Source organism: Methylomicrobium sp. Wu6, from assembly GCF_035916875.1.
Taxonomy (GTDB): domain Bacteria; phylum Pseudomonadota; class Gammaproteobacteria; order Methylococcales; family Methylomonadaceae; genus Methylomicrobium.
In genome coordinates, this window is the sequence record NZ_JAXUHN010000030.1 from 21,190 (window position 1) to 32,781 (window position 11,592).

At 53.1% G+C, this 11,592-nt stretch carries 11 protein-coding genes, 1 tRNA gene and 1 other RNA gene; 9 read left to right on the plus strand and 4 right to left on the minus strand.

The window, feature by feature from the left end:
* Positions 1–254: 254 nt before the first annotated feature.
* A complete protein-coding gene (locus U2W12_RS01555; RefSeq protein ID WP_326498915.1) occupies positions 255–839 on the plus strand; it encodes a response regulator transcription factor in 585 nt (194 codons plus the stop codon).
* Between the two features lie 191 nt (positions 840–1,030).
* On the opposite strand, the gene folP is transcribed toward U2W12_RS01555, so the two are convergent.
* Positions 1,031–1,864: a dihydropteroate synthase gene (folP, locus tag U2W12_RS01560; RefSeq protein ID WP_326498916.1), complete on the minus strand. Its 834-nt coding sequence runs from the start codon at positions 1,862–1,864 to the stop codon at positions 1,031–1,033.
* An 80-nt stretch (positions 1,865–1,944) separates the two neighbouring features.
* Between folP and U2W12_RS01565 the strand changes: the two genes are divergently transcribed.
* From U2W12_RS01565 to rimI, 6 genes are all read left to right on the plus strand, one after another.
* Positions 1,945–2,481: a flavoprotein gene (locus tag U2W12_RS01565; RefSeq protein ID WP_326498917.1), complete on the plus strand. Its 537-nt coding sequence runs from the start codon at positions 1,945–1,947 to the stop codon at positions 2,479–2,481.
* Entirely contained in the window at positions 2,478–3,875 is a 1,398-nt protein-coding gene (locus U2W12_RS01570; protein ID WP_326498918.1) for a DUF6513 domain-containing protein, read from the plus strand. The genes U2W12_RS01565 and U2W12_RS01570 overlap by 4 nt, the downstream gene beginning before the upstream one ends.
* Before the next feature lie 74 nt (positions 3,876–3,949).
* Positions 3,950–4,693 (plus strand): CDP-diacylglycerol--serine O-phosphatidyltransferase, encoded by a 744-nt coding sequence (gene pssA, locus U2W12_RS01575; RefSeq protein WP_326498919.1) that lies wholly within the window; start codon positions 3,950–3,952, stop codon positions 4,691–4,693.
* 250 nt (positions 4,694–4,943) lie between these two features.
* A complete protein-coding gene (locus U2W12_RS01580; RefSeq protein WP_326498920.1) occupies positions 4,944–6,488 on the plus strand; it encodes a 2-isopropylmalate synthase in 1,545 nt (514 codons plus the stop codon).
* 75 nt (positions 6,489–6,563) lie between these two features.
* On the plus strand, positions 6,564–7,361 hold the full coding sequence (locus U2W12_RS01585; protein ID WP_326498921.1) for a uracil-DNA glycosylase: 798 nt from the start codon (positions 6,564–6,566) through the stop codon (positions 7,359–7,361).
* Between the two features lie 2 nt (positions 7,362–7,363).
* Positions 7,364–7,903, plus strand: a complete 540-nt coding sequence (gene rimI, locus U2W12_RS01590; protein ID WP_326498922.1) for a ribosomal protein S18-alanine N-acetyltransferase — start codon at positions 7,364–7,366, stop codon at positions 7,901–7,903.
* Positions 7,904–8,318: 415 nt separating this feature from the next.
* On the opposite strand, the gene U2W12_RS01595 is transcribed toward rimI, so the two are convergent.
* Complete coding sequence (locus tag U2W12_RS01595; RefSeq protein WP_326498923.1) at positions 8,319–8,471, minus strand: hypothetical protein; 153 nt, start codon at positions 8,469–8,471, stop codon at positions 8,319–8,321.
* Positions 8,472–8,640: 169 nt separating this feature from the next.
* Positions 8,641–10,161 (minus strand): CHAD domain-containing protein, encoded by a 1,521-nt coding sequence (locus U2W12_RS01600; protein ID WP_326498924.1) that lies wholly within the window; start codon positions 10,159–10,161, stop codon positions 8,641–8,643.
* A 195-nt stretch (positions 10,162–10,356) separates the two neighbouring features.
* Here U2W12_RS01600 and U2W12_RS01605 point away from each other — a divergent pair, with 195 nt between their 5' ends.
* Positions 10,357–10,860 (plus strand): histidine phosphatase family protein, encoded by a 504-nt coding sequence (locus tag U2W12_RS01605; RefSeq protein ID WP_326498925.1) that lies wholly within the window; start codon positions 10,357–10,359, stop codon positions 10,858–10,860.
* 64 nt (positions 10,861–10,924) lie between these two features.
* Here the strand turns inward: U2W12_RS01605 and U2W12_RS01610 are convergent.
* A tRNA-Asp gene (locus U2W12_RS01610) sits at positions 10,925–11,001 on the minus strand.
* Between the two features lie 439 nt (positions 11,002–11,440).
* On the opposite strand from U2W12_RS01610, the gene ssrA reads away from it, so the two are divergent.
* Positions 11,441–11,592, plus strand: a transfer-messenger RNA (tmRNA) gene (ssrA, locus tag U2W12_RS01615); the annotation flags it as partial.

An 11,592-nucleotide genomic window follows, 5' to 3' on the forward strand; every position in this document is an offset into this window, starting at 1 on the left:
ATCAGCGCAGATACGATCATCAATCGGGAAGACAAAAAGCTATGATTTGATTCGTCTCAGAACCGACAAAAAACTGTGCTAGACTACCCAATGAAACAAATTCTTATGTTTAAACAATATGATAGAACATTAAAGTATGCTTCCAATGACACCTTCATTTAATGCTTCCATCAATCCTGCACAAGGTTCATTTTTAAGTGGCGAATATACTAATTTTGTCTCATGACCAACGCGAGTCAAACCATTGGAAATCCATGCTCGCAATCGAACATGAAATTTTCATTGAGAATGTTCACGAAGCAGCGGTCAAAAAAACTCAGCAAATCTCCTTCGGCATTGCAATTATGCATTCTGAAGTTGTATCTGCCGACATGGGAAGCATCGCACAATTTGCCCAACTAGGCTTAAAGAGTCTGATCATCGGCCCAGACTGGCCGGAGAACAAACAAATCGATGCCTTTCTGGCTGGCTGCCATGGATATTGCGAAGCGGACGTTGCGCCTGATTTGATATTAAAGGTCGTCAATAGCATATTAAAAGGCGAAGCATGGATACCCCGTGATTTGATACCCAAAGTGATCGGCAAACAGGTTAAATTGAACTCTGTTGAGAACGAAATTGCTTATACGCGCAGTAAGTTTAAAAAGGATCTGGACCGTCTCACGCATCGCGAAGTGGATGTCGTCAATATGTTGAGTGAAGGCTTGAGTAATAAGGCGATTGCGTCAATGCTGAATATTTCCGAGCGCACCGTAAAAGCGCACCTGACTTCGATCTTTCAAAAACTTGACGTGCAAGACAGGTTACAACTGGCACTGCTATTCAAGGACAATTTTTGAACCTTCAAATTAACAAAAGCAAATTTACTCACCATTGAAACCCAAAGAGTAGCGGCAAAAAAAATTGAACAGACTGTTAAGTGGAGACCTGCTACTTTTGAATATACGGAAGGAGGATAAAACGGAATGCAAGACTGCGTTTAAATCGGACCTATTAAAAATGCCCCCTAGGAGCATATTTTTTACCCATTCTATCGGTTGACGGGTTTTCGGCTCTGCCGGATCGCCCATGCCACATCCGCCGCCTGGCGGTTTTCCTTCACGTCATGCACGCGAAACAGTTTGACGCCGGCCATCACGCCCAGCGCGGTCGTCACCGCAGTCGCGGTGACCAGCTCCGCCGGTTCTTGCACATTACACAGCGACCCCATGAAGCGCTTGCGGCTCGCCCCCAACAACACCGGAAATCCAAGCTCGACGAACGCATCCAGATGCGCCAGCAAATCGAAATTATCCTGTTTGCGCTTGCCAAAGCCGATACCGGGATCAATGAGTATCCGTTCGCTTTTGACGCCTACCGCTAAAGCCGCCTCGACGCGCTCCCGCAAAAAAGCCAATACTTCGCTAACCACATCCTGATAATACGGATGATCCTGCATCGTTTTCGGCGTCCCTTTGCTATGCATCAGCACAATTGGCGCATCAAGGCGCGCGGCCAGCGTCAGCATCTTCGCATCCCCGGTGCCGCCCGAAACGTCATTGATGATATCGGCGCCCGCCCGCAAGGCGGCCTCAGCGACCTCAGCCAGGGTCGTATCGATGCTGATAGCCAGGCGTGGCGATAAACCTTTGATTGAATCGATCACCGGCACGATCCGGCGGATTTGCTCCAAGGCCGGCACCGGGTCCGATCCCGGACGCGTCGATTCGCCGCCGATGTCGATGATGTCAGCGCCGTCGGACAACATCTTTTCGGCCTGCGCGACTGCCGCGCTAATCGTGATATATTTTCCGCCATCGGAAAAACTGTCCGGCGTCACGTTCAATATCCCCATGATCAGCGGTTTCTCGAAAGCTCTAAACAAAATCCAAACTCCTCTGTACGAATTGTGGTCAAACCTTCGAGTATAATACCCGGACCTTACAGTCCCCAAACAAATAATTGATGGATAAACCGCGCTTAGCCTGGGCCATTACCGGCTCCGGCCACTATATCAAAGAGTGTCTGGATTTTTTGTTGACCCTAGATCATGTCGATTTATACATCAGCCAGGCCGGCGAAGAGGTGCTCAGAATGTACGGCTATGACCTGAAAGACATCCGTGAAATAATGCCGGTTTACCGCGATAAGACCGCCTCGTCGCCGCCGGTCGGCCTGTTTTACAAGGGCTACTATCACACCTTCGTGATGGCCCCGGCCACCTCGAACACGGTCGCCAAATGCGTGCTCGGCATCGCCGACTCGCTAGTCACCAATCTGTATTCGCAGGCCGGCAAATGTAAGGTGCAAAGCATCGTTTTCCCCTGCGATACCGCGCCTGAAATGGAAACGACCGCACCGGGCGGCAAAGTGATGGTATATCCGCGCAGGATCGATCTCGAAGGCACCGAAAAACTGCGTGCGTTCGAATACACCACCGTCGTCGAATCGGTCGAGGACCTGATCAGCAAAGTCAAAGAACGCCTGCAGGCCGTCGGATGAGCGAACATATCCTATTTCTGACCGGCAAACTGGCGGAAAAACAGCTGCGGGCGATTCTCGAAAAAATGCAGCCGAAGTTCCGCTATACGGTGCATCAGCTGGGTATAAAGGTCGCAGCGTTGATGACCGCGGACATGATCGGGCGCCGGCTGACCGACACCTTCGGTGCCGACCGGATCATCGTGCCGGGCCGCTGCCGGGGCGATTTGGAAAAACTGTCAGAGGACAAGGGACTGCCGATCGAACGCGGCCCCGACGAACTGAAGGACCTGCCGCAATACTTCGGCCAGGCCGCGCACAAAATCGATCTGAGCCGTTATCAAGTCAAAATCTTTGCCGAAATCGTCGATGCGCCGAATCTGAGCATCGACGCCGCGGTCGAACGCGCGCGCTATTATCAAAGAAACGGCGCCGACGTGATCGACATCGGCTGCCTGCCGAGCACGCCGTTTCCGCTGATGGAAGAAATGATCCGCACGCTGAAGCAGGAAGGCTTCAAGGTCAGTATCGACTCGTTGAATGCGGACGACCTGCTCAAGGGCGCGAAGGCCGGCGCCGATTTCATGCTCAGCCTGCACGAAAGCACCCTATGGATTGCGGACGAGGTCGAGGCGACGCCGATCCTGATTCCTGAAACACATGAAGACCTGGCCTCGCTCGACCGCAGCATCGCGGCGCTGCAGGCCAAAAACCGCGCCTTCATCGTCGATCCGATTCTCGACCCGCTGCATTTCGGTTTCACCGAATCGGTCGTGCGTTATCACGAGGTCAGGAAGCGCCATCCCGATGTCGAGATCATGATGGGCGTCGGCAACATCACCGAACTGACTCATGCCGACACCGCCGGCATGAACGCACTGCTGCTCGGCATCTGCTCGGAACTGAACATCAACCAGATCCTGGCGACCGAAGTCAGCCGGCACGCCTGCCGGGCGATCAAGGAGGCCGACCTGGCACGGCGCATCATGCATGCGGCCAAGGAGCACAACACCCTGCCGAAGCACATCGATCCGGGCTTGATGGCGCTGCACGAGACGTCGCCGTTTCCGTATTCTTTCGGAGAGATCAGCGAACTGGCCGCGCAAATCAAGGACCCCAGCTACCGGATTCAAATCAGCCCCGAAGGCATGCATATTTTCAACCGGGACGGCATCCACAGCGCTGGCGATCCTTTCGATCTATTTCCGAAACTCGGCGTCGAAACCGACGGCGGCCATGCCTTTTACCTCGGCGTCGAACTAGCCCGCGCCGAAATCGCCTGGCGGCTCGGTAAACGCTACAGCCAGGACGAGACATTATCCTGGGGCTGTGCCACCGAACAAGGCGAACAAACGGTCGATCTGCACACCTTCAAGCCCGCCGGCACGACGCTACAAAAGAAAGAGCCCCATTAAGCTAGGTATGGCTTGCCCGCTCATTGTATAATTTGCGTAGTTTTTATTTCATAGACAAAAGGATTGATAACAGCATGTCTGCAGAAAAGCCTTCCATACGCCGCCGTGGTATCTATTTGTTACCCAACTTGTTTACGACGGGAGCGCTTTTTTCGGGTTTTTACGCGATCACGTCAGCGATGAACGGACGCTATGAAACCGCAGTGATCGCGATATTCATTGCAATGGTGCTAGACGGCCTCGATGGCCGCGTCGCGCGACTGACCAACACGCAAAGCGAATTCGGCGTGCAGTACGACAGCCTGTCGGACATGGTGTCATTCGGCGTCGCACCGGCGTTGGTGATGTATTTGTGGGCGTTTTCTGGCCTCGGCAAATTGGGCTTATTCGCAGCATTCGTACACACGGCCGGCGGCGCGTTGCGCCTGGCGCGCTTCAACACCCAAGTCGAAACGGCCGACAAACGCTATTTTCAGGGCCTGCCGAGCCCCGCCGCCGCCGCGATTCTGGCCGGCTTCATTTGGTTTGCGCTCGAATACCAGTATGATGTGAGCTATCTCAAATATCCCGCGCTGTTTTTGACGACCGCGACCGGATTGCTGATGGTCAGCAATTTCCGCTATTTGAGTTTCAAAGGCATCGACTTGAAAGGCAAAGTGCCTTTCGTATTTGCGATCGGCGTGATGCTCAGCATTGCGTTCGTAATGGCGCAGCCGCAATCGATGCTGTTCTTTTTGTCCATGACCTATGCGGTATCGGGGCCGGTATTAACGCTAGCGTTGCGCAGACGCCGCCGACTACAGGCAAGAAAATCCTAAAATCCGCTTGAGGCAGCCCGATCTTTCACGTATAGTCATACCATGTCTACGCCATATGCCCGCACTATCTACTCTACACCGGCCGTTCCCGGGGCCGAGTCTTTGCTGTTGCCTACGCTTTTTCTGCTGTCTCTGAGACTACTGCCCTAAGGGGCACATAATCTCAAATTTCGCACGATCGTTTTACACACCCATTTTTTAAATCCGCAGCAAGGCTTGCGTGGAGGATTTTCCATGCAGGGAGTTTTTTATGAAAGACAAATTAATCATTTTTGATACGACGATGCGTGACGGCGAACAAAGCCCCGGCGCATCGATGACCCGTGACGAAAAAATCCGCATCGGCCGTGCGCTGGAGCGCTTGCGGGTCGATGTGATCGAAGCCGGCTTTCCAGCCGCCAGCCCCGGCGATTTCGAATCGGTCCAGGCGGTTGCCAAAGTTATCAAGGATAGCACTGTTTGCGGTCTGGCGCGCGCCCTGGACAAGGACATCGACCGCGCCGGCGAAGCGTTGAAAGGCGCGAGCCGCGCACGCATTCACACCTTTATCGCAACCTCACCGATTCATATGCAAATGAAATTGCAGATGACGCCGGAACAGGTGATCGAATACGCGGTGCGCGCGGTCAAACGTGCCCGCCAATATACCGACGATGTCGAATTTTCACCCGAGGATGCGGGCCGCTCCGAGGAAGACTTTTTGTGCCGGATTCTCGAGGCGGTCATCGACGCGGGCGCGCGCACCTTGAACATTCCGGATACGGTCGGTTACTCGATACCTCAGCAATTCGGCGCAACGATCGCAAACCTGATTCAGCGCATCCCGAATTCCGACAAGGCGATTTTCTCGGTGCACTGCCATAACGACCTGGGCCTTGCGGTCGCCAATTCGTTGGCCGCGGTGATGAACGGCGCCCGCCAGATCGAATGCACGATCAACGGCCTCGGCGAACGCGCCGGCAATGCCTCGCTCGAAGAAGTCGTGATGGCGGTGCGCACGCGCCAGGACGTCTTTGCATGCGATACCGGCATCGACACCCGCGAAATTTTGACCTGTTCGAAACTGGTGTCGTCGATTACCGGTTTTCCGGTACAGCCGAATAAGGCGATCGTCGGCGCGAACGCGTTCGCGCATGAGGCTGGCATTCACCAGGACGGCGTGTTGAAGAGCCGCGAGACCTACGAAATCATGCGCGCCGAAGATGTCGGCTGGAGCGCGAACCGGATGGTGCTCGGCAAGCACTCGGGCCGCAACGCCTTCAAAAGCCGAATGACCGAATTGGGTCTGGTGTTCGACTCCGAAGAAGAGCTGAATGATGTCTTCTTGCGCTTCAAACAACTGGCCGACAAGAAGCACGACATTTTCGACGAAGATTTGCAGGCCCTGGTTTCTGAAGCGAGCTTCGAGGCGGAAGACGAATTCATCAAGCTGATCGCTCTGAAGGTCTGCTCGGAAACCGGCGAAGTGCCAGTCGCGAAAGTGACCTTGCGCATCGATAATCAGGAAGTGACCGGCGAAGCGACGGGCGGCGGTGCGGTCGACGCGAGCCTGAAGGCGATCGAAAATCTGGTGCAATCGAAATCCAGCCTCGAATTGTACTCGGTCAATAGCATCACGACCGGCACCGACTCCCAGGGCGAAGTGACCGTGCGTCTGGAGAAAGCCGGCCGCATCGTAAACGGCATGGGCGCGGACACTGACATCGTGATCGCTTCCGCGAAGGCTTATGTGAATGCGGTGAACAAGTTGCAAACCGGCGACCTGCGCCAGCATCCGCAAAAAGGAAATGTCTAGCCGCGACAACTCTCTTTTCCGGCAAGGCGCGGGGCATGCCGCCCTGCCCTTGCATCCGGTTTACGGCGCCTGATCGTGGATAACGCCACCCGATTGCGTTATCTCGAAGCGATGGGCATCACTGCATGGAGGCCCGTCGCCTCGAGTGTTCCACTCCCCCCTCTCCGGGCCGAAGCAAACAATATCGCACTGCCCGAACCGACAGCTTCAAACAGCGCGGATGCAGCTTACGGCGAACCCGATCGCGAATTTGAATCTCCCAGCCTATTCATCCCCGCAATCTACAACGAAGATGCAAGCCCATCCTCGATTAATGCGCTTGACTGGGACGAACTGCAAGCCACAGTCGCCGCCTGCACGAAATGCGGCTTATGCAAAACCCGCACCCAAACCGTATTCGGCAGCGGCAACACGCATGCGGACTGGCTGCTGATAGGCGAAGCGCCCGGCCAGCAGGAAGATTTGCAGGGCGCGCCGTTCGTCGGTCCGGCCGGACAACTCCTGACCGAAATGCTGCGCGCGATCGGACTTGGCCGCGATGAAGTCTATATTGCGAATATCCTGAAATGCCGGCCGCCGGGCAACCGCGATCCCAAACCCGAGGAAGCTGACAATTGCCGCCCTTACCTGGAACGCCAGATAGCGCTCATCCAGCCGAAAATCATTCTGGCCGTCGGGCGGATCGCCGCGCAAACCCTATTGGGCACCGATTCGCCTATCTCCAAACTGCGCGGCAAGGTCCATACTTTAAATCAGACACCGGTTGTTGTAGTCTATCACCCGTCGTATTTATTACGCTCGTTGCTCGAAAAGAAAAAAGCCTGGCTCGATCTACAACTGGCGCTCAACACATATCAGAAGACTAAAGGTTAACCATGCGCGGACTCCTGGATAAAATCAAAAGCTATGTCATCTATGATGCCGATAAGGAATTCTACGCCAGAGTGTTTCCGGATTCGGTCTCACGCACCGATCTGCTCAGAATGCGCACGATGACGCATGGCGACTTGCCCAGCGTACTTGTGATCGAAACGAAAAATTACGAGTTTCCCTGGGAGGAGGATATTTTTATCGACTGTTTCAGGGCTGGCTACGAGTGTCATGTCTGCGAAGAAATGGGCACGGTTTTGGGCTACTGCATTCTCTCGTTCGGCCCTGGCGAAGCGCATATATTGAATATCAGCGTCGATCCGAACGCGCAAAAACAAGGCATCGGCCGCAAGATGCTCGAACACCTGATCGAATCGGCCAGAGAAAAAGCCGAAACAATTTTTCTGGAAGTCAGGCCCAGCAATACCGTCGCGCTCACCCTGTACAAAAAAACCGGTTTTAATGAAATCGGCATCCGTAAGGGTTATTATCCTGCCGCAGAAGGCAGGGAAGATGCGTTGATGCTGGCGATGGAACTGTTTTAACGCGATAAGTATAACTCGGGCGCCTAGACGATTGCCGTATTGCGCCACATAGCGAGTTTAAATCATCCGGCTACGCTATTGCTAATTCGTATATGGACTCCTCCCGTTTTGCAAGCATTTCACCACGCTAGGATTGGGGTACGGCTGCACACGTATATCCGGGCTTTTGAATTTAGCGCATGGGCTTGGGCTATTCGCGCGTTTTTGTTGGTTAAGAGCTTTATTCAAAATAAACTGAACAACGTAAGGCGCGGCGGAAACATGAGGTGACAAGCTATAGCTCCATTCGCCGTGAAAATTGCAATGTGTGACCAACAGTGCATTCATGTCCATGCCGGTTACTTTTTCCCCGTCTCATACGCATGCAAGGCCAGCGCAAAAGCGACAATACCGCTCGTCAACACCATCATTCGATTCAAGCGATTTTGATTTTCGCCTCATCGTTGTCGGTCTTTAGCAGCGGCGCGATCAGGTTATGCGACAGCAGCGCCGAAGCTGCCAGCAAGGCGCTGTCGACGGTCGACAAAATCGCCGAATGGCGACAGAAGCCGTCTTGAAGAAAAGTCAAATGAAAAAAAGACGTGGGGGAACTTGCCGAAGCCCTGTTTGCCTTCGTCCTTTTACAAACTCAAGGCGGTCGGCCGCGGTTTCAAGTCATTAAGAGGCTGAACCTCAACAATCGCTCGCCATTCAACCGTTTGGGACGGCATAAAGCTAGCAGATGTTTCCGACCCCACCTAACGATGCGTCGCAAATAACGATTTAAACAGGGCATGATTTTTCTCCAGCGCGAACTCATCGAATGCCGGTTGGTAATGTTTGCGCGCGCGCGCTTTTTGCGCAGCGAGTTGGCGGATTAACTCGTCCAGGGCGTTTAGGGTCGCCGGCGGCAGTTGGCTCTTGCCATCCTTGCAGCATTGATCGATAAAATCGATCTGCACATCGAAATCCTGAAAATCGCCAAGCACGTCTTGCAGCGCTTTGAGTTGATTGAGCAGTTTTTTGACCTGATTCTTGGGATACAGGCTTTGAAAAAATTCGATTAAATAGCGCAATTTTTTGCAGGTTTTGCGTAATTCGTGCAAATCCCCGGCCGGCGAGTGCACCGTAATCGCGCCGCCTTCCTCCAGAATGCGGCGATAAGTCTTCCAGATGCGGCGATCGGCCAACATTTTAATATCGAGATTACCCAGTTTCGCCGATTTCGGATAGGCTTGGCTTTTCAGGCATTGCTCCCATTCCATCAACGCTTTCCGGTATTTCGACGAACGTAGCTTTTCGGCCAAATCCTGTTGATTTTTGACCTTTTTTTCATTCAGGAACGTTAAAAACGGCTCGATATCGGCATGTAACCCTGCGGGCAGATTCTGCTTGTAAGTCTCGAATTTCGTCAGGTAAACATCGAGATCGCGGGTCGGGCTGGTGACCTGTCCCAGCCAGGAGAAAAAATCCGCAAAATAGGAGGTCACATCACCCGGCAGTACGCCTTTCAGCTGACTAAGGCCGGTGCGGGTACGGCGCACCGCGATCCGGAAATCATGCAGAAACTCGGTGTCCAGATCGGCAATCACGCCCTGCTCGTTCGCCTTCATTGTCTTCAGTAAGGTACTGAAGATAAATTTTCCGGCCATGTCGGCGCGCATGACCGGATCGAGATCGATTTTGAGTTTTGACGAATAATCATTCGGCTTGCGGCCTTCCAACCCCAGCACCAGCTCCAGCGCCGGACGATCGAGCGGCATCATGCCGAGTTCCTCGGTCAAGATCGTGGCGATCTGCTCCGCCATTTTCAAAAATCCCCTGACCGGCTGAAACGAAAGCTGGCCGTTCAATAAATCATAGTCTTCGAGCAACAGACGCAAAATGATCCGCTGGTCCTGATTGCGCAACAACAAATGATAAGCTTCGAATTCTAGCGTGCAAACCGGCAGCAACGCGCGCTGCTCCAGACACGATACGAGGGTGGTGCGCACCTTTCCCGCTTTGAAGTGGCAATTCCGGGAAGGCGCTTCGGCCATTTCCAAATTCGCAAAAACCCTGCCGTTCTGCAAATTTCTCAACACCAGATCCGAAGCCGCCTTGGATCGGTTAAACTCGCACAAAATGCCGTTCTGGTAGAGGCGCCAGTCAAAGCTGTCATAATAGGTGCGCAGGCAATATTCTTGCAAAACCAGTTGCACGTCGGCAAACCTGCCGAGAGACGCCATCAGTTTATCGATGGTCAGGCCCGCAGGCAGTTCATATCGTAAGTCCATCATCGCCTAATCGTTTCCTGAAACAGTTTTGAGATAAAATGCATAAATCCCTTATACTGCCAGTCCTCCATGACAGTTTAATGAAGCCGGAAGCAATACACAAGCGCCATCAACCGAGCCGACATGGTTGATGGATAGACCGGCAATGACCGTTAAAATTGCAAGAATCCGTATACTTTAAATTAGAGAGTAAAAACGATGAGAGAATTATGGCTGCTGCGTCATGGCAAATCCGACCGCGAGGTAGTTTGTCCCGATTTCGACCGCCCGTTGAAACCACGCGGCAGACGCGCGGCGCAGCGGCTTGGCGACTGGCTGCTGGCGCATGGGTTACGTCCGGATTTGGTCATCACTTCCCCTGCCCGCCGCGCGCTGAACACCGCACAACTTGTCTCTGGCGCGCTTGGTTTGGATGAGCAACTGATGCAGGAACCGCGTCTCTACTTCCATGGCATTGAAGAAATCAAAAATGCGTTGGCCGACTGTCCAGCCTCGGCGCAACGCATCATGCTGGTTGGACATAATCCGGACTTTGAAGAACTCTTGACTGAATTGGTCGGCGAGGACAATCTGCCCGATGCCGAAAAACTGTTGCCGACCGCCGCCCTGGCGCGACTCGAAATGCCCGATGACTGGAGCGAACTGGAGGCTGATTGCGCCAAACTGATCGACATCCTCTATGCAAAATCATTGCCAGAATAGGATCGTAGAAGTTGGCTAAAAAAGAGAGGGGGAGCAAAAAGCTCACCCTTATGAAGAAGAGAGATGGCGGAGCGGACGGGACTCGAACCCGCGACCCCCGGCGTGACAGGCCGGTATTCTAACCAACTGAACTACCGCTCCGCGTTAGAAGCCGGGCATTCTACAGCATTTCTGCAATCCGTCAAGCAGATTATCCCAAAATAAGCAGAAAACGGCCAAAATGTTGTTCGTCTTGGGCTTGCCGAAACGAAACCGGGATTTTGCTGGTTTGATTCGCCAAATTTTGGTTATGCTCGCCCTACCAAATATAAACGTTCTTTCGATGGCAAGCCCGCCCCAGACCATGGCCTGAATTCCGACAATTGGCTCGTGTCTTGCCTATATAGTGAAATGGACGCAAGAATCCTATATTGATATATCGTCTTATAGGATATAATGGTCGTTTTCCGGTGCTTCCGATATTACTCGGTGCCGTTTTGACCTATCGCAACCGACACGGAGAGATCCAGTTTAAAAAAAATTTCATCACAATTGAATTTTTTTGAAATAACCATATCCCATAGATATGTGAAACAGTTAAGGGGGCGACCTGGCTTCGACGTGGGTAGCGAAACCTTAAGTGCATGCCGAGGACTGTACACCTCGTAAAACCTACAGAAAAAAAGTATTCGCAAACGACGAAAACTACTCAATGGCTCTCGCTGCCTAAAAACAGCCTCCATTCCTCTGACT